Source organism: Anaeromassilibacillus sp. An200 (assembly GCF_002160025.1).
GTDB lineage: Bacteria > Bacillota > Clostridia > Oscillospirales > Acutalibacteraceae > Caccousia > Caccousia stercoris.
Map to the genome: position 1 here is coordinate 1 of NZ_NFJU01000019.1, position 18,337 is coordinate 18,337.

Below are 18,337 nucleotides of genomic sequence, written 5' to 3' on the forward strand. Positions count from 1 at the left end.
CTTCGCTGGCAGTGTACGACACTACCATGCACTGTCTGACACTACACGGAGGTATTGTTTCATATTACACATATTGGAACAAGGTGTGATTAGATTTTACGCTTACGTTAATAGTGAAACGCTAATTAGAAAAAGCCAGAGCTTTTTGGATTACCATCCAAAAAGCTCTGGCTTTTTCTTATAGTGCAAAATTACTTTTCAAAAAATGCACGGAACGCTTTGTAGGTCATATAAAGATCCAGCTTGGAAATCACCTCAAAGGGTGCGTGCATGGAAAGGACCGGAACACCAACGTCAACAACATCAACATTGAGATTTGCAATGTACATGGCCACAGTTCCGCCGCCGCCGCCATCCACCTTACCAAGTTCTCCGGTTTGCCACAGCACATCGTTATCCTCCAGAAGAGCGCGCACCTCTCCCATGAATTCGGCGGAGGCTTCACTGGTTCCACTCTTGCCGCGAGCTCCGGTGTATTTGGTTACGCATACACCGCTGTTCAGATAGCAGGAGTTGGTGGCTTCATAAGCGGAAGCGTAGGTCGGATCGAAAGCAGCGTTCACATCCGCCGACAGGCACTTGGAACGGCTGAGAACATGGCGGGGTTCCATTCCTTCCATCTGTGCCAAATCAGCGATAAAATACCGCATGAACTCGGAATTCAAACCAGTGTTTCCATCGCTGCCCACTTCTTCGCGATCTGCCAGGACAGCAAGGCATGTTGCTTCAGGCTCTTTTACAGAAAAAGCGGCCATCACAGACGGGAAAGCGCAGACACGATCATCGTGTCCGTACGCACCAATCATGCTGCGGTCAAAGCCAACATCCACTGCCTTGAGAGCCGGAACAAACTCAATGTCGGCAGATACAAAATCTTCCTCGGTGATCCCGTATTTTTCGTTGAGCAGACGCATCACATTCAGCTTGACCAGGTTGTCCCCCTCATCACAGTCCAGCGGGCGGCTGCCGATCAGGATATTCAGATTTTCACCCTCGATCGCCTTGGCCAGTGTTTTCTGCATCTGATCCGCGCTCAGGTGCGGCAGCAGATCCGTGACACAGAACTGCGGATCTCCGGGCTCCTCTCCTACATTGATTTCCACAGTGGAGCCATCCTTTTTCACCACGAAACCATGCATGGAAAGCGGCAGAGCAGTCCACTGGTATTTTTTGATTCCTCCATAATAGTGGGATTTAAACATAGCCAGCTCATTCTGCTCATAGAGGGGATGGGGCTTCAGATCCAAACGGGGAGAATCAATATGAGCCGCGGCAATGCGCACACCGTTTTTGCAGCCATTTTTTCCGATCACTGCAAGAATAAGAGCCTTTCCGCGATTATTGCAGTACACTTTGTCGCCTGCTTTATAATGCTTGGTGGGATCAAAGGGAACAAATCCTTCTTTTTCTGCCATGGCAACAGCGGTTTTTACTGCCTCCCGCTCTGTTTTGGCATGATCAAGGAATTTTTTATAAGACTCAGAGAAAGACTCCGCCTTTTCCAGATCCTTTTCCGACACCTGTCCAAAGCCGTTGCGGCGCGGAATCAGCAGTTCCTTGGTCAGCTTTTTAGGATCTGCTTTCTTTTCATTTTTTTTCGACATGCATGACGCCTCCGTTAAGTTGAAATTGATATAACTCATGGTACACGCTGTAATTTTCCATTACAGCGGACACATAGTTTTTCGTTTCAGGAAATGGGATTGTATGCAGGGTAACACCATCCGACGAATATGCGGAATCAGACAGCCACTCCCCTACCCGCCCCATGCCGGCATTGTAGGCACACAAAGCTGTTTCGGTGGAGGAATATTGGGAGAGCAGAATGGACAACAGCTTACAGCCATACCGAATGTTTACCTCCGGACGATATAGGTCCTCAACGGTATAGTTTTCTTCTTCATCCATTTTGGTTTGCAGCCATTCAAAGGTGGGTTCGGTAATCTGCATTAAACCATAGGCCCCTTTGCCCGAGACAACTTCCGGACGAAAACTGCTCTCTGCCCGAATCACTGCGTAAACCAGAGCCGGATCCAGATGATACCTGTCAGCCTCCTGGCCCACAATTTCTTCGTATCGAACCGGATACAGCGTCTCCTGAAAAAAGCGGAGACCTGTTGTCAGCAGGGATTTTCCTCCCCATACCAGAAGAACCACAAGAACAAGCGAAAGCAAAGCCTTGCATAGTTTTCGCATCCTATTCCTCCAGAAGCTTTTGATATAGAAGTCGTGTTTGCTCTTTGAGAGAAGCAGGCGTTCCACTGCCATCCAGGCAATGATCTGAACGCTCTGCATAATAGTCTGCATTTTTCTGAGCGTTCATACGGGCCTGCGCCTGTTCCTGCGTCAATCCATCCCGGCGCATAATGCGCTCCAAGCGGATCTTAGGGGAAGCAAGAACAGAAATGGTGACGGTGCAAAAAGTATCCGCACCGCTTTCAAAAAGCAAAGCCGCATCGATTACAACAGCCGACGTCCCCTGAGAAAAAAATCGCGAGGTTCTTTCCTGAATTTCCCGCATAATCAAGGGATGGGTAATAGCGTTCAGACGTGAGGATGCTCCCGGTGCAAAAAAAGCCTTTTCTGCCAGCTTTGGTCTGGAAATCGTGCCATCAGGCCCTAAAATTTCAGTTCCATATGCACGGCAAAGCTGTTCCCGGCAATCTGGCGTGTCAAGAATTTCCTGACCAAGCTTGTCGCAGTCAATCACCTTGGCTCCCAGTGTAGAAAACTCCTGTGCAGCCGTTGATTTTCCTGCTCCTGTCGGACCAGTCAGACCGATGATCCTCTGTTGGCTCATAACTTCAACACCTCAAATCCTGCTGCCCGGATCAGGCGGTTATACACCGCGAGACCAACGCCATCAAGTTTCGGTTGTCTGGCGAATACGGTTGTGACACCTAAATCATCTAACCGGCGTAAAGCATCAAACAATTCCCGGGCCTGCTCAGAGGGATCTTTCTCATTTCCATAACATACTGTGGGAACGGAAAGGAATTCTTTATCTTCCGTATAGCAAAGAGCAGCGGCATTGGTTGGATGTGCATTGACATATGAAAGATATTTTTCCCGAGATCCATCCAAAAGAATCACATTAGCTTTTGGGGCATAATGTTTATACTTCATTCCAGGAGAAGCAGCCTGCTCTCCTGCTTCCAACGGATTGAGCACAGCCGGATCCAGAATAACGTTTTCCAAGGCGGAGCGCAACTGTTCCAATGTAACACCGCCCGGGCGCAAAAGACGCGGTGGCGTACAAGCCAATGTGATCACTGTGGATTCCAGCCCTACGGAACAGGCTCCTCCATCCAGAACAGCGTCAATTTTTCCTCCAAGATCGTGGAGAACGTGCTGGGCTGTGGTCGGACTGGGGCGACCGGAGAGGTTGGCGGATGGAGCCGCCAGAGGCAAGCCGCTTTCCCGAATCACGGCTTGGGCAGCAGGATGGGAAGGAAAACGAACTGCAACTGTGTCCAAGCCTGCGCTTACTTCATCGGGAATACAGTCCGCTTTTGGAAAAATCATCGTCAGCGGACCAGGCCAGTAGAGCGACGCCAGGTTTTCTGCCTCCTGTGGTACTGTACGCACTAAAGTATAAAGCTGTTTTATGTCGCAGATGTGAACAATCAGAGGATTATCGACGGGGCGTCCCTTTGCGGCAAAGATTTTCGCACAGGCATTTCCGTCCAGCGCATTTGCCGCTAAACCGTACACCGTTTCCGTGGGAATTCCCACCAATCCGCCTTCCTTGAGAATTTGGGCGGCGGTCAGAATATCCTCTTGCTGTGATGCGCGTAACAAAACAGTATGCTTCAAAACTTGGTTCCTCTTTTCAATCAGGCATTTCTGTGGTTTCCTCCAGCTGACGTGCCCGATCCTGTGCAATTAGGGCATCTATCATTTCGTCAAGATTTCCATTCAAAAAATCTTCCAGACGATATAGAGTCAGGCCGATCCGATGATCGGTTACTCTGCCTTGAGGATAGTTATAGGTTCGGATTCGTTCCGATCGGTCTCCGGTTCCCACTTGGGAACGGCGGCGATCCGCTACTTCTGCATCGCGCGCTGCCTGTTCCTTTTCAAACAGACGGGAACGCAGAACACGCATGGCTTTATCCTTGTTTTTATACTGGCTCCGTTCATCCTGACACTCTACTACCATTCCTGTTGGAAGGTGAGTAATGCGGATGGCGGAAGAAGTTTTGTTGATGTGCTGTCCTCCTGCTCCACTGGAACGGAAGGTATCAATCTTGAGATCTTTGGGATCAATTTGAATTTCCACTTCATCCACCTCAGGCAGAACAGCGACTGTCGCGGTGGAGGTATGGATCCGTCCCTGTGTCTCAGTTTCCGGAACACGCTGGACACGATGCACGCCGCTTTCATATTTCAGACGGGAATAGGCTCCGTCACCCGCGATGGTGAACGAGATCTCCTTATATCCTCCCAGCTCTGTTTCATTCACATTCAAAAGCTCTGTGGACCATCCTTTTTGTTGGGCGTACATGGAGTACATCCGAAAGAGAACGGCGGAAAAAAGGGCTGCCTCTTCCCCACCTGCGCCGCCGCGTATCTCCACAATCACATTTTTGGAATCGTTTGGATCCTTGGGCAAAAGCAGAATTTTCAATTCCTCAGAAAGCCGATCTGCTGTTTCTCCTGCTTGTTCATATTCCTCTGCCGCCAGTTCACGCAGCTCTCGTTCCATACCGGGAGCATTCATCAGTTCCTTGGCTTCCTCACGCTCCTGAATCGCTTTGCGGTATTGCGTATACGTTTCGACAATCGGCGTAATTTCCCGGAACTCCTTCATCAGCGCGGCGTATTGCGCGGGGTTGGAGGAAACGGAGGGATCCGCCAGCTTTTGTGTTAATTCTTCATAACGTCGGGAGAAAACTTCCAGATTCATGCTGATTTCCTTTCCATCGGAATGACTGCTTTTTCAGCAGCATTCCCTTTTTAATCTTTGAGGAAAGAGAAATTCGCTACCCTTCCTTTTCTTCGTCCTCCCGAAGGATTTTCTTGATGTTCTTTTCGCATCGGAGTCTGGGAAGCATAATTTCATGGCCACAGGAAGTACAGCGGATCTTAAAATCCATACCGGAACGCAGAACGAGAAATGTTTTGGATCCGCATGGATGCGCTTTTTTCATTAATAAGATGTCGCCGGGCCTGACGTCCACAGCCTTCACCTCCCATTTTTATAGTTTCCATGCCGTCGAAACAATCTGTAACCACACGATAATGGTTATAGTATAGCACGAAACAAGTGCGGCAACAATCTTTTTTTCCGCTTGATGCCATACTCCAAATTCGCTATAATAAATCTGCTGAACTGAAAATTTCGATTCGACAGGCTTTTGGGGAAAACGACAGTTCAGAGCGAAACAAACAAGCAAAAGGATGGGATTCATCATGGCGGATCATAAAGATTTATTGGATATTTTACGCCAAACCGACGGCTATCTTTCAGGAGAGGAACTGAGCAGGCAGCTTGGTGTAACACGGGCTGCTGTATGGAAGAAAATAGAGCAGCTGCGGCAGGAAGGGTATGAGATTGACTCGGTAACCCGGCGCGGTTATCGTTTAACCGGAATTCCGGACAGCATATCAGAAGCTGAAGTTCGTGCGAATCTTTCGGGAAAAGGAACATTTGGATGCCATATTGTTTCTCTCCCTTCTGTGGACTCCACAAATGAGGAAGCAAAACGTCAGGGCGATGCGGGTGCTCCGCATGGAAGTGTCTTTGTCGCAGATGAACAAACAGGAGGAAAGGGGCGCTTAGGCCGGCGTTGGGTATCTGCTCCAGGAAGCGGTCTATGGTTTTCGATACTTTTACGGCCGGATGTGCTTCCAAGCGAAATTACGGGTATCACACTATTGTCCGCCGTTGCAGTTTGCCGGGGAATTCATGCCCTGACAGGCTGTGATGCACGCATTAAGTGGCCTAACGACGTGGTGATTGGCACCAAAAAAGTGTGCGGGATCTTAACGGAGCTATCGGCTGAAATGGAACATGTTCACTATCTGATTCCAGGAATTGGGATCAATACAAACAATGGAGCTTTCCCTCCTGAACTTTCCGATCGCGCCACTTCTCTGAAAATAGAGACAGGACAAGATGTTCGGCGTGCCGTTCTTCTCGGAAAAATTCTGGAAGAATTTGAAGATCTTTACAACCGATACGGTGTTTCCTCGTTCCCGGAGGAATATTGCTCCCTTTGCGTTTCTCTCGGCCGTCCTGTGAGTTTGACTCGCGGGGGCCGCAAGCTGACTGGTATTGCGGCAGGAATTGCTCCTGACGGCGCTCTTTTGGTACAAACACAAGAAGGAGAGAAAATTGCTGTCACCTCCGGCGAAGTAGTGGTACAAGGATTTTATGGGGAAAACTGTAATGGAAATTACTTTTAAATTGTGCCCCTTTCCTGTGAGCGGAGACACCGCATCACAGGAAAGGGGCACAATGCTTAACTCTGTTATTTTCCTTTTTTAAAACCGTCCTTCAAAGAAACAGAACGGTTAAAGACAAGATGATCCATCGTGCTGTCTGTATTATCCACGCAGAAGTAACCCTGCCGCATAAACTGGAAGGATTGTTCCGGTTTGGCCTCTCTGACCACAGGTTCTACCTTGCATCCGTGAAGAGTTTTCAAAGAATCATGATTGAGTACTTCAAGATAATCATGAGCATCCGGATCCGGAACGGTAAACAGGCTGTCATACAAACGAACCTCTGCGTCCAGCGCCGCTCCGGCTTCCACCCAGTGGATGGTTCCCTTGACCTTCCGCCCGTCCGGTGTATTGCCTCCTCGTGTTTCGGGATCATACTCCGCAAAAACCTCGACCACTTTCCCTGTCTCGTCCTTCCGGCAGCCGGTACAACGAACCACATAAGCGGTTTTCAAGCGCACCTCATTGCCGGGAAACATGCGGAAGTATCCCTTAAAGGGTTCCTCCAGAAAATCACTCTGCTCAATCCAAAGGTTGCGGGAGAACAGTACCTTGTGCGTGCCATCCTCGGGACGATTTGGATTGTTCTCCACGTCAAACTCTTCCGTCTGCCCTTCGGGATAGTTGGTGATCGTCAGGCGAACAGGTTCGAGTACCGCCATCACACGGGCAGCGTTTTCGTTGAGATCTTCGCGCAGGCAGTGTTCCAGAAAGCTGTATTCGATGGTGCTGTTTACCTTCGCCACACCGACGCGCTCACAGAAATTACGGATAGAAACAGGAGTATAACCGCGCCGGCGCAGGCCGCACAAAGTCGGCATACGGGGATCATCCCACCCGGAAACATACCCTTCTTCCACCAGATAACGCAGCTTGCGTTTGCTCATTACGGTGTTGTTGATTCCCAGTCGGGCAAATTCGATCTGGCGCGGTTTTGACGGTGCGTCAATATGCGAAATCACCCAATCGTAGAGCGGGCGGTGATCCTCAAACTCCAGACTGCACAGGGAGTGCGTAATTCCTTCCAGCGCGTCCTCAATGGGATGCGCGAAATCATACATGGGATAGATGCACCACTGGTTTCCTGTTCGATGATGATGCAGGTGATTGATTCGGTAAATCACAGGATCGCGCATGTTGAAGTTACCGGAAGCCAAATCAATTTTGGCACGCAGCGTCATAGCACCATCCTCAAATTCGCCCGCCCGCATACGGGAAAACAGATCCAAACTTTCCTCAATTGGACGATCGCGATAAGGGCTCACAGCTGGAGTTGACAAATCGCCGCGGTTTTCACGCATCTGTTCAGGCGTGAGCTGACAAACATAAGCGTCGCCGTTTTTGATCAGCTGCACCGCAAATTCATACATCTGTTCAAAATAATCGGATGCATAATAAAAGCGATCGCCCCAATCAAAACCCAGCCAGTGAATATCGCTTTTGATGTTTTCGACGTACTCCACATCCTCTTTGGTAGGATTGGTATCGTCCATACGAAGATTGCAAAGACCGCCAAATTTTTCCGCTGTACCAAAATCAATGCAGATTGCCTTCGCGTGACCGATATGGAGATACCCATTCGGTTCCGGTGGGAAACGGGTATGTACCGTCATCCCAGAAAAACGGCCGCCTTCCGCAATATCTTCTTTGATAAATTCATGGATAAAATTGCTGCTTTCCTCTACAGCTTCCTCTGTCCGCTTAATTTCCTCGCTCATCGAGCAGCCTCCTCAATTCAGCTTTTCCAGACCAATGCGCAGGCGGCGCAGGGCCTCTTCTTTTCCGAGAATCGTCAGGATTTCCATTGCACCGCCGGGAGTGATCTGAACGCCTGCTGCGGCAATCCGCACCGGCCAAAGCAGAGTGCCGTTCTTGACGCCAAGACGTCCGGCCAGAGTGATTAGAGCTTCATGGATCACATCCAACTTCCAATCCCCGATCTGCTCCAGCTCTGTAATGGCTTGCTTGAGCATTTCACCGGAGTTTTCCAGTGTTGTCTTGCTCTTTTTATTGATGAAGAAGTCGGCGGGATAGTCGGGCAGCTCCTGGAAGAAGGAGATCATTTCCGGAATTTGCGTCATCTGAATCACGCGGGGCTGCAAAATGGAAGCGAGAACTTGCCAATCGCATTCCTTGTCTCCAAACACCTCGCGGAAATATGGCATAGCCAATTGAATAAACTGCTCAGGCTCCATAGCTCGGATATATTCTGCATTAAACCATTTCAGTTTATCGTAATCAAACACAGCAGGGGATTTGCTGATTCCGTCAATGGAAAAGTTCTGAGCCAACTCATCCAGAGTAAACAGCTCGCGGTTTTCCTTCGGACACCATCCAAGCAGAGCGATATAGTTCACAATGGTTTGCGGCAGATAGCCTTCTTTCACTAAATCGGCAAAACCAGTCGCACCATGCCGCTTTGACAGCTTGGACACGCTGCCATCCTCGTTTTTTCCCATGATGAGAGGCAAGTGAACATAGGTGGGAACTTCCCACCCAAATGCTTCATAAAGAAGATTGTATTTCGGCGTGGAAGTCAGATATTCGCAACCGCGCACCACATGTGTGATGTGCATCAGATGGTCGTCAATCACATTAGCAAAATTATAAGTGGGGTAGCCATCGGATTTCAGCAGAATCTGATCCTCCAGCTCCTTATTCTCAATGGTGATTTCTCCATACACCGCATCATGGAAAGTGGTGCAGCCTTCCAGCGGCATTTTCTGACGAATAACATAGGGCGTGCCAGCGTCAAGCAGGGCGCGGACTTCCTCTTCCGGAAGATCGCGGCAATGCCGATCATACCCTCCCCCTTCTTTTTCCGCATGAAGCGCTTCCAAGCGCTCTTTGGTGCAGAAGCAGTAGTATGCTTTTCCTTCTCGGACAAGCTGCTCTGCGTAAGGACGGTAAAGATCCTTGCGTTCACTTTGGACATAAGGGCCGTATTCGCCGCCAACGTCAGGGCCTTCATCGTGCTTCAGCCCCACCTGTTCCAGCGTATGGTAAATGACCTGCACCGCACCTTCCACCAAGCGCTCCTGATCGGTATCCTCAATCCGCAGGACAAAACGCCCTCCCTGGGATTTCGCAATCAGGTATTCATACAAAGCGGTCCGCAAGTTTCCCACATGCATAAAACCGGTCGGACTCGGTGCAAACCTAGTCCGAACTACCCGTGTGTCCATAGTATCCCTCATTTTCCGTCAAAATTTCCCGGATAGACCAATCGGCCGTCCGGGCTGTTTTGTGAAGTCGTTCTATATGCTTCAGGCAAAACATAGTATTTTTTATTATAGCAAAAAATCAGATAAATTCAATCGTTTCCCATAGGAAAAACAAGAATTTCCGTGAATTTGCGATCAGGAATGATTTTGCTGCGCAGTGAGATATGTCACATATTCCTCCAGACACAGATTCAAGAGCCGCATTTTTTCGGCGTGCTCCTGGCCGACGTAGCGAAAATGCCAAGGCTCAAAGCGGATTCCAGTCAATTCTGATTTTTCCTGCGGATAGCGAAGCACAAAACCATACTCGTATGCGTGCCGCTGCAACCATCGGTATTCTGGTGTTTCATCAAAGGTTTCCAATACGCCATTAAAATCAATTGCCAAACCGGTGTTGTGTTCGCTGTGTCCGGCCCGTGCTACCGATTCCGCAGCCACAGCCTCCGCCATTTCCAAATTCATTCCAAGAAAACGATTGTCCTCCACCGCCTTTTGGAATAATTCTTCCTGCCGTTCCTCGCTGCGGTACCCCGAGGAAAGTGTCAGCTCTACCCCATCCCCGGATGCGGTTTTCAGCATGGCTTGCAGGTCATCCACAATACGGCGATCGACCTGTATGATGCCGACGGTTTCCAAATCAGGCATCTTGTCTTTCGGCATGGAAATGGTATTGTTTACAAGCAGCAATCTCCAATCCTCAAGCTGTCCAGTAAATTCCCAGGTGTTCAGGGAGGACTGGGCTGCTTGCGCAGGAGATGCGGAGGAAGCCGCTTGCGCCGCATCTGGTTCTGACCATTCCAGTGCCAAAAAGAAGACAGCTGTTGTAGCTGCCAAAAGAATTACCATCCCTATCAAGCCGAGAAGACAAAATACTGTTTTCTTCCACATGGCGGCAGTTTGCTTCATGTATTCCCCTCATCTCCTATTCGATTAAAAAAAATAAAATAAATTCAAAAAAGCCCTTGCTTTTTTTCGCATAATGTGCTAGAATATACCACGTTGTCAACCGGGTGTGGCGCAGTTGGTAGCGCGCTTGACTGGGGGTCAAGAGGCCGTGAGTTCAAGTCTCGCCACTCGGACCATTGTAAAAGATCTCAAATGCATATGCATTTGAGATCTTTTTATTTTTCATTAGTATACACACTTCCTCCCAATTCATGCGGATCCTGTCTTCTTCTGTGTCACCACCACTTCCTGTTTCTTTTGAATATGAAAAAGAGACACGAACAGTTTTTCTGTCCGTGTCTCTTTCTTTATCAGAAATTGTTTACAGCGTCTCCGCGCTAAAGAATTTGTCGTGAATCGCGGTGACAGCCCGATCGCCATCTGCTCTGTCAATCAAAACGGAAATTTTGATTTCGCTCGTGGAAATCATACGGATGTTGATATTGGCTTCAAAAAGAGCCTCAAACATTTCTGCCGCCACACCGGGATGGCTTTCCATTCCTGCGCCTACGATGGAAACCTTTGCCACATTCTCATCATGCACAATGCTGGCTGCACCAACCAATTCGATGTACGGAGTGAGCGCATCAAGCGCATCCTTCAGGTTGGACTTTCCAACTGTGAAGCTGATGTCCTTGGTTCCATTACGGCCGATGGACTGAAGAATAATGTCGACATTGATATTTTTGGCGCTGAGCTTCGAGAAAATCTTAAAAGCCAGTCCGGGGCGATCCGGAACACCAATAATCGAAATGCGGGCAACGTCCTCATCCTTCGCCACACCGCTGATCAGCATTTTCTCCATTTTCTTTGCCTCCTTCACGATTGTACCCCGTTTGCGGGTAAGGCTGGACAGAACCTCCAGCTCAATGTTATATTTTTTCGCCATTTCCACAGAGCGATTGTTCAGAACCTGAGCGCCAAGCGTTGCCAGCTCCAGCATCTCATTATAGGAAATGCAATCCAGCTTGCGTGCTCCTGGAACCTTGCGAGGATCCGCCGTGTACACACCATCCACATCGGTATAAATCTGGCACAGATCCGCGTTCATCACTGCGGCGATGGCTACGGCGCTGGTGTCGGAACCACCGCGCCCAAGGGTTGTCATGTCATTGTAACGGTTGATTCCCTGGAAACCTGTTACAATCACAATATTTTTTTTATCGATTTCTTTCTTAATCCGATCGGGCACCACGCGCTTGATGCGAGCGGAACCATAGGCAGAGGAGGTCAAAAAGCCAGCCTGCCATCCCAGCAGGGAGACAACGGGAAAACCAAGCTTTTCGATTGCCATGGCAAGCAGAGAAGCAGACATCTGCTCACCAGCAGTCAGCAGCATATCCATTTCTCTTTTGGAAGCATTGGGATTAATCTCGTTAGCCTTCTCAATCAGATCGTCTGTGGTGTCTCCCTGAGCGGAAACAACGACCACAACGTCATTTCCCTCTTTATATGTGGTGGTGATGATATCCGCCACATTATAAATGCGTTCGGCGTTGGCAACCGAACTGCCGCCAAATTTCTGAACAATCAAACTCATAGCATATCCCCCACTTACAAAATAAATCTTACTGACTCATCAATCCAGAGAAACCTGTGCTCCCTGAGAATCCACGCTTAAAAAGCGGATTTCCCAACCGGATATCCCTTTTTCCTTCATATGACCTTCCGCATAAGTGATGAAGGTCTGCATATTTTCTCTGGGAACCATCGCGATGATGGTGGGTCCGGAACCGCTGATGTAAGTTCCGAGACTGCCAAGCTCATAGCTCATTCGAAAAACATTATCAAAGTTTTCGATCAGACCGGAACGGTATGGCTGATGAATCCGATCACCAACCGCAACGCGGAGATTTTCAAGCTTCCCGGAGAAAAGGGAGGCGGTCATGAGTGCGGAACGAGAAAGGTTATAAACAACGTCCGCGCGGGAATACGTCTCAGGCAGAACAGATCGGGCCATCTCTGTTTTCAGCTCAAAAGGCGGGATGAATACGGCAAATTGCAGCTTTTCCGATACGGGAACACTAACGCTGTAAATGCGCCCTCCCTCCATGGCGGAGGCCACAAGACCGCCCTCAATAGCGGGAGAGGTATTATCGGGATGCCCTTCAATTTTCGCTGCCAGATTGATCAGATCGGAACGGGAAAACGGATTTCCGAGCAGACGGTTTGCTCCCAGAATTCCCGCCACAATGCAGGCGGAGCTGCTTCCCAGTCCACGAGCCAACGGAATATTATTCTCCTGAATCAGTTTTAAACCAGGCAGCTTTCTTCCACATTCCTGGTAGAGCTGTTTCACTGCCCAGTAAATCAGATTGTTCTCATCCTTGGGGACATCAACGGAATCCTTACAGGAAATTGTCAGTCTGTCGTCTTCTTCCATCCAGACCTGATTATATAATGTCAGTGCAATTCCAAGAGAATCAAAGCCGGAGCCAAGATTTGCACTGGTTGCGGGGACTTGAATTCTTATCATGCTTTTGTGCACCTGCCATCTTGATTGATTTGAGATTTATGAAAAGGGACATAATTAAAAATCACTCAAACGAATGGTGTTGAGAATTTCAATCCCCTGCTGTTCCAACACGGAAAGCTTTTCCCGAATTTTGCGCTCCGGCAAAACAGGCGTTAGGAAAGCAGCCTCTCCCGGCTCAGCGTCTTTTCGCAGCAGACGCGTGGTTTCTCCAAACGTTTTTTCTGCTTTCTGACAAAGCTCGTCCGGATCCTCCGCTTTGGCCCGAACATACAGCGACACTTCTTTGTCCAGATAATCCGCCACGTACTCTTTTCCGCCGTCTTCCCAGAAAAGGTATTTGCGGGCTTTCAGATGTTTTACGCAGTCGATAACATCTGCTACCACGGCGCTGGCAGTCGGAAGCTTGCCAGCACCTTTTCCGTAGAACACCACATCGCCGGTTGCGTCACCTCGTACCATAATGCCATTGAAAACATCATCCACATTGGCAAGCTGGCTGTCGCGCGGAATCAGCATTGGGCAGACAATGCACTGCAAACGACCATCCTGTGTCTTGCTGACCTCGCCAATTAATTTAATGACTCCGCCCCATGCGTCCGCATATTTGACGTCGGAAAGGGAGATATTTGTGATTCCTTCCGTGTGTACCTGGTCCGGATATACATGTTTTCCATAAGCCAGCGAGGCAAGAATGCAGATCTTGCGGCAGGCGTCATGACCTTCAATATCCGCGGCAGGATTGCGCTCTGCATAGCCAAGCTGCTGAGCCAGAGACAGGGCATCCTCGAAAGACATATCCTCATTGATCATCTTGGTAAGGATGAAGTTTGTGGTTCCGTTCAAAATACCAGAAATTTCAATCACATCGTTGGCAGCCAGACATTGACTGATGGGACGGATAATCGGGATGCCGCCTCCAACGCTTGCCTCAAACAGGAAGTTCACATTTTTGTCGCGGGCAATTTTTAAAAGTTCCGCACCTTTGGCAGCGACCAGTTCCTTGTTGGAGGTGACAACGCTCTTCCCTGCTTCCAGGCAGGATTTCACATAATCGTATGCGGGATGCAGTCCCCCCATCACCTCTACAACAATAAGAATTTCGGGATCCTGAAGAATCGTATCAAAGGATTTGGTAAACCGGTCCGCAAGAGGACTGTCCGGAAAATCCCTCAAATCCAGAATGTATTGGATCCGTATTTCTTCCTTTGCGCGCTTTGTGATGCTCTCCACATGGCTGGTGAGAACCTCCACCACGCCGGAGCCTATGGTTCCATGTCCCATGATTGCGATTTTTACCATACTATGAATCCCTCGTTTCTATTGTTCTTAACAGAACTTATTCCTTATCTTTTACCTCTACGGCTGTCCCGTCATGTTCGTCACGTCTCCCGGCTCCGATACAGCTTCCGTACTCTCTTCCGGCGGCAAGGATTCCAAAGGTTCAGGCTCACTGACCGGTTCACTGACGAGCGGTTGTGAGGAAACAGAAGATTCCGGCTGCGAGGACGGAGTGGAAACAGGAGGTTCGATCGGCTCCTGCGCAGAAGAAGCCTGGCTTTCCAATTCGGTGGAAGAGGAAACCTGCGAACTTTCCGGTTCCTGTGACGAAGCTGCCTCGGAAGCAATTTCCGACGATACCGGCTCAGAAGAAGGAACGGAAGATGCAGTAGCGTGAGCGCCGTCACAATAAGCGGGGATATTATCACTGGTGTACCATCCCGTCATTGTGCTGGTGCAAACCCCAGGCAAAGCCAGCTTTCCGGTTTCTGTACAATAGGATGCCGCATATACACTAGGATCATCAGAAAAAGACTTGCTTTCCTTTGTTGCAAGATATTCGCTCATGATTTGACTCCAGAGAGTTTTGTGCCGGTTATCCTTGTCGTTCATGGCTTGATCATAATTGGGATATCCTGCCCAGATTCCAGCAACTGCGTAAGGAGAGCCACCTACAAACCACAGATCCATCATGGAGTTTGTTGTTCCGGTTTTTCCATAGATCTGCCAGCCTGGAACATCAGCCGCTTGTCCGGTTGCTGGATACGGGCCGATTACTTCCTCCAACAGTTTGCGCATGATGGTGGCATTGGCAGAGGAAATTGCTTCTCTGCCAATATTATCGCGATTATCAAGAATGACGTTCCCGTCGCTGTCCTCCACGTAATAATAGGTATAGGGCTCATAATATTTTCCGCCGTTTCCAAAAATCTGGAAGCCTGCTGTCATTTCGCGAACCGTCACACCCATACTTCCGCCGATTGCCATAGAACGAACTTGATCTGCCTCCGCAATGGGGCTGAATCCCAGCTTGTCAACCAGGAAAGAGGCGGCCGCCTGAGGAGTAAGCTCCATAAGAAGCCGGACAGCGGGCGGGTTCAGAGATTTAATCAAAGCATATCGTGTAGTGACTTCTCCTTCGAAGCCGGGAGAATAGTTGCTTGGGCCTGCTCTGCCATCATCAAAATAATTGGGGATTGGTTCATCAAGCAGCATGGTAGAATAATTGATTAGCTTTTGTTCAAAGGCTGGTGCGTAATCAACAAGCGGCTTGATAGAGGAACCGGGCTGTCGTGTGGCCATCGTTGCATTATTGCTCAGGCGGTTTCCTTCTTTTTCCCCAATGTTACCAACCACTGCAAGCACTCGGCCAGAATAATCTATTGCGATATAACCAGCCTCTGCTCCGGAATTCAAAGGATCAAACACTGCCGGATCGGAAAGAATGCGTTCTGCGATTTCCTGATACTCTGTATTCTGAGCCGAATAAATTTTCAAGCCGTCATGGTAGATCATATCGACCGCCTGATCCGCTGAAATATTATAGAGCTCCATTAAATCATTTTTAACATCCTCGAAGAGGGTTTCCACATACCAGTTCCAAACAGGAATTGTCGTTTTCTCTTCTTCGCTGTTTGAGGTACGGCCAACAAAAGTCATATTCTCAGACTTTTCCATTGCCTGATCATATTCCTGTTTGGTTACAGCTCCTTGGTTATACATTTCTGTTAAGACCGTTTGCTGACGTTCTTTATTGGCCTCCGGGTGCAGAAGCGGGGTGTATTTATACGGATTCTGTGTGATACCGGCAATGGCTGCACACTCTGCCAGATCACAGTCTTGAATGTCTTTGCCAAAATAAAGGTTTGCCGCAGCTTGAACACCGTTACAACCGCTTCCAAAGCTTACAACATTCAGATATGCACACAGGATCTCATCTTTGGTGTATTTTTTCTCCAAATTGAGTGCGCGAAAAATTTCCTTTACTTTTCGGGTTAAGCTGACATCGTTATCCCCTGTCAGGTTTTTGATAAGCTGCTGTGTTAAAGTGGAACCGCCATACATATCCCCGTTTCCGGTAAAAAGATTCAGTATGGCGCCTCCTGTACGAATCCAGTCCACACCATGGTGCTCTTCAAAGCGTTTGTCCTCAATGCAGATGATTGCATCCTTCATATACTCTGGGATTTCAGAAAAATCCACCCATACACGGTTTTCTCCGCTGTAGAGAGCCTGGTATTCCACAGGATTATTGGGATCGTCTCCTTCTCCATTGACATAAATGAAGGATGTATAGTTTAATTTGAGCTTGTGAAGATCATAATCGATCGACTCATCCTTCATGCTGTAAATAAAGGATACCACCGAAAAGGATACGATGATACCGGTAATCATGCACACTGTAAACAGAGTAAGCAGAACCTTTCTTATAATTCTGCCGAAGGAACAGAGTGTGCCGACTGCCATGCTTCCTGTCGTGTTTGGTTCATTTTTCGCATAGCGGTTGATGTCTGTTTTTCTCACTGCGCCGTTTGTCTCCTTTCTTCCGCAATCCTCACATGCAGAGCAGAGCCAAGCGATACCACTCAAATTTACCAAAGCGGCAGCCGCATAAATTACCAGGATTTTCAAACACTAATCACGAGGTGATTGGATTTGAAAAAGATAATTCTCACGCTTAGCTGTGCAGTCATACTTTTTGTGGCTGTCCTGCTGTTAGCAGGGCTGCAAAAGCCGGAACCGGATACCCCAGAGCCTCCCAGCTCAAATATACTGTATTATTCTACTGCAAACAAAAACTCAAGTCAAGAAAACAATGGAATTTCAAGTTTCCCTCTTCTTTCGAGCAGTCAAACCGTCTATATCATTCGAGAATATGACGGACAGATTGGAGTTTTTGCCGAAAAAGAAGAAAAACCATTTCTTCTTGTCGAAGTTCTTGTTGAGACACTTCCCCAAGCAGATCAAAAAATGCTGCAATCCGGTATCACCGTTCGCGGTGATGAAAACCTCAACAGCATTTTGGAAGATTATGAAAGCTAAGTAAGGAAAAGGGCGCTGACCCGAGTGGTCAGCGCCCTTTTTGAAGGGAGGGTTCTTTATTTCATGCTCTGCTCGTAGCTCTTAATCATATTCTTGACCATCTGGCCGCCGACACTGCCAGCTTCTCTGGAAGTCAGGTGGCCGTTATAGCCCTGCTTCAGGTTGACACCAACCTCGGAAGCTGCTTCCATCTTGAACTTTTCGAGAGCGGCACGGGCCTCAGGAACAACATTTTTCTTGCTGGACATATCAATACACTCCTTACATTTTTGTTTGGTTGATTTGCGTTTGCAAGCTTATTTTGTGTTCCGTTCGCATAAATATAACTGTAAATTTCTTCTAACTCCTGTTGATTAAATGTGATACCCATCTCCGGAAGACTCCATGCCGCACAGCAGCAGCACCGCCGCAGCTGGCAGAAGCTGTCTGGGACCGGCACCGCTGCACGAGGTGACAAAAAAGTCATGAGGCTCCAAAAGCGTCCCTGTAAGAGTTGTTACACTGCGCTGTAAACTGAAAACCATCCGATCGCGCTCCATACTGGACGCAGTCAGCGTATCACGGGCACTCATCCCATACGTTATGACGGGAGAGCCAGACTGCTGAAGCAAGGCGGCTGCACGATGATTGCTGCTTTCCAGGATACAGCACAAATGCGCTGGAAGCATTGTTTCTGTTTTCTCTGCAAAGCTGTTTTTAAAAAGCAGGATCCCTTTATCCAAAGATATTTCCGGAATGTGTTCACAATCAAAGACAAAAAAGGCCGGTTTTTCGGTGGTGATCCGAAAAATCTGCCTTTGCCCCGCATACACAACGCCGCCATAACGTTCCAAAGCTGGTAATAAGGCGTTGCGCATGATATGATCCTGCGCTTCTCCGCACAAGAGAATGACGTTCATCGGGTAAGCCGCCGCCTTTCCTT

The 18,337-nt window shown here is 48.6% G+C and carries 17 protein-coding genes and 1 tRNA gene; 3 read left to right on the plus strand and 15 right to left on the minus strand.

The genetic code is table 11. The features are described from left to right. Positions 1-191: 191 nt before the first annotated feature. The 6 genes from B5F35_RS10460 to B5F35_RS10485 all read right to left on the minus strand — a co-directional run bounded on the left by B5F35_RS10460 (position 192) and on the right by B5F35_RS10485 (position 5,183). On the minus strand, positions 192-1,604 hold the full coding sequence (locus B5F35_RS10460; RefSeq protein ID WP_087240711.1) for an aminopeptidase: 1,413 nt from the start codon (positions 1,602-1,604) through the stop codon (positions 192-194). Then, the gene (locus tag B5F35_RS10465) at positions 1,588-2,196 is read right to left on the minus strand and encodes a lytic transglycosylase domain-containing protein (RefSeq protein ID WP_162611402.1); all 609 of its coding nucleotides are present in this window, start codon (positions 2,194-2,196) and stop codon (positions 1,588-1,590) included. Before B5F35_RS10465 ends, B5F35_RS10460 begins: the two co-directional genes overlap by 17 nt. A gap of 1 nt (position 2,197) precedes the next feature. Continuing rightward, positions 2,198-2,800: a dephospho-CoA kinase gene (coaE, locus tag B5F35_RS10470; protein WP_087240715.1), complete on the minus strand. Its 603-nt coding sequence runs from the start codon at positions 2,798-2,800 to the stop codon at positions 2,198-2,200. Continuing rightward, complete coding sequence (locus B5F35_RS10475) at positions 2,797-3,816, minus strand: L-threonylcarbamoyladenylate synthase (RefSeq protein WP_242969484.1); 1,020 nt, start codon at positions 3,814-3,816, stop codon at positions 2,797-2,799. Before B5F35_RS10475 ends, coaE begins: the two co-directional genes overlap by 4 nt. Before the next feature lie 16 nt (positions 3,817-3,832). Continuing rightward, on the minus strand, positions 3,833-4,909 hold the full coding sequence (prfA, locus tag B5F35_RS10480) for a peptide chain release factor 1 (RefSeq protein ID WP_242969485.1): 1,077 nt from the start codon (positions 4,907-4,909) through the stop codon (positions 3,833-3,835). 76 nt (positions 4,910-4,985) lie between these two features. Then, complete coding sequence (locus B5F35_RS10485) at positions 4,986-5,183, minus strand: DUF951 domain-containing protein (protein WP_087240719.1); 198 nt, start codon at positions 5,181-5,183, stop codon at positions 4,986-4,988. A gap of 232 nt (positions 5,184-5,415) precedes the next feature. On the opposite strand from B5F35_RS10485, the gene B5F35_RS10490 reads away from it, so the two are divergent. Then, positions 5,416-6,411 carry a biotin--[acetyl-CoA-carboxylase] ligase gene (locus tag B5F35_RS10490; RefSeq protein ID WP_242969486.1) on the plus strand — a complete coding sequence of 332 codons (996 nt, stop codon included), beginning with the start codon at positions 5,416-5,418 and terminating at the stop codon, positions 6,409-6,411. A gap of 65 nt (positions 6,412-6,476) precedes the next feature. On the opposite strand, the gene B5F35_RS10495 is transcribed toward B5F35_RS10490, so the two are convergent. The 3 genes from B5F35_RS10495 to B5F35_RS10505 form a co-directional block, all read right to left on the minus strand. Next, positions 6,477-8,168, minus strand: coding sequence for a glutamine--tRNA ligase/YqeY domain fusion protein (locus B5F35_RS10495; protein WP_087240723.1), 1,692 nt, complete (start codon positions 8,166-8,168; stop codon positions 6,477-6,479). Between the two features lie 12 nt (positions 8,169-8,180). Then, entirely contained in the window at positions 8,181-9,635 is a 1,455-nt protein-coding gene (gene gltX / locus B5F35_RS10500; protein WP_087240725.1) for a glutamate--tRNA ligase, read from the minus strand. A 174-nt stretch (positions 9,636-9,809) separates the two neighbouring features. Further along, positions 9,810-10,580: a M15 family metallopeptidase gene (locus tag B5F35_RS10505; protein ID WP_087240727.1), complete on the minus strand. Its 771-nt coding sequence runs from the start codon at positions 10,578-10,580 to the stop codon at positions 9,810-9,812. Between the two features lie 100 nt (positions 10,581-10,680). Here B5F35_RS10505 and B5F35_RS10510 point away from each other — a divergent pair. Continuing rightward, a tRNA-Pro gene (locus B5F35_RS10510) sits at positions 10,681-10,756 on the plus strand. A gap of 185 nt (positions 10,757-10,941) precedes the next feature. Here the strand turns inward: B5F35_RS10510 and B5F35_RS10515 are convergent. Genes B5F35_RS10515 through B5F35_RS10530 form a run of 4 tightly spaced genes read right to left on the minus strand, consistent with a single transcriptional unit; the run spans position 10,942 to position 16,896 of the window. Next, positions 10,942-12,159 carry an aspartate kinase gene (locus tag B5F35_RS10515; protein ID WP_087240729.1) on the minus strand — a complete coding sequence of 406 codons (1,218 nt, stop codon included), beginning with the start codon at positions 12,157-12,159 and terminating at the stop codon, positions 10,942-10,944. A gap of 39 nt (positions 12,160-12,198) precedes the next feature. Continuing rightward, positions 12,199-13,095 carry a homoserine kinase gene (gene thrB, locus B5F35_RS10520; protein WP_087240731.1) on the minus strand — a complete coding sequence of 299 codons (897 nt, stop codon included), beginning with the start codon at positions 13,093-13,095 and terminating at the stop codon, positions 12,199-12,201. A gap of 54 nt (positions 13,096-13,149) precedes the next feature. After that, positions 13,150-14,394: a homoserine dehydrogenase gene (locus B5F35_RS10525; RefSeq protein ID WP_087240733.1), complete on the minus strand. Its 1,245-nt coding sequence runs from the start codon at positions 14,392-14,394 to the stop codon at positions 13,150-13,152. 57 nt (positions 14,395-14,451) lie between these two features. Then, entirely contained in the window at positions 14,452-16,896 is a 2,445-nt protein-coding gene (locus tag B5F35_RS10530; RefSeq protein ID WP_087240735.1) for a transglycosylase domain-containing protein, read from the minus strand. A 132-nt stretch (positions 16,897-17,028) separates the two neighbouring features. On the opposite strand from B5F35_RS10530, the gene B5F35_RS10535 reads away from it, so the two are divergent. Further along, complete coding sequence (locus B5F35_RS10535) at positions 17,029-17,415, plus strand: BofC C-terminal domain-containing protein (RefSeq protein ID WP_087240737.1); 387 nt, start codon at positions 17,029-17,031, stop codon at positions 17,413-17,415. 56 nt (positions 17,416-17,471) lie between these two features. Here the strand turns inward: B5F35_RS10535 and B5F35_RS10540 are convergent, their stop codons facing one another. Together B5F35_RS10540 and B5F35_RS10545 are read right to left on the minus strand one after the other, a co-directional pair. Beyond that, on the minus strand, positions 17,472-17,663 hold the full coding sequence (locus tag B5F35_RS10540; RefSeq protein WP_087240739.1) for an alpha/beta-type small acid-soluble spore protein: 192 nt from the start codon (positions 17,661-17,663) through the stop codon (positions 17,472-17,474). A 105-nt stretch (positions 17,664-17,768) separates the two neighbouring features. Then, on the minus strand, positions 17,769-18,314 hold the full coding sequence (locus B5F35_RS10545; RefSeq protein ID WP_087240741.1) for a hypothetical protein: 546 nt from the start codon (positions 18,312-18,314) through the stop codon (positions 17,769-17,771). Positions 18,315-18,337: the final 23 nt, after the last annotated feature.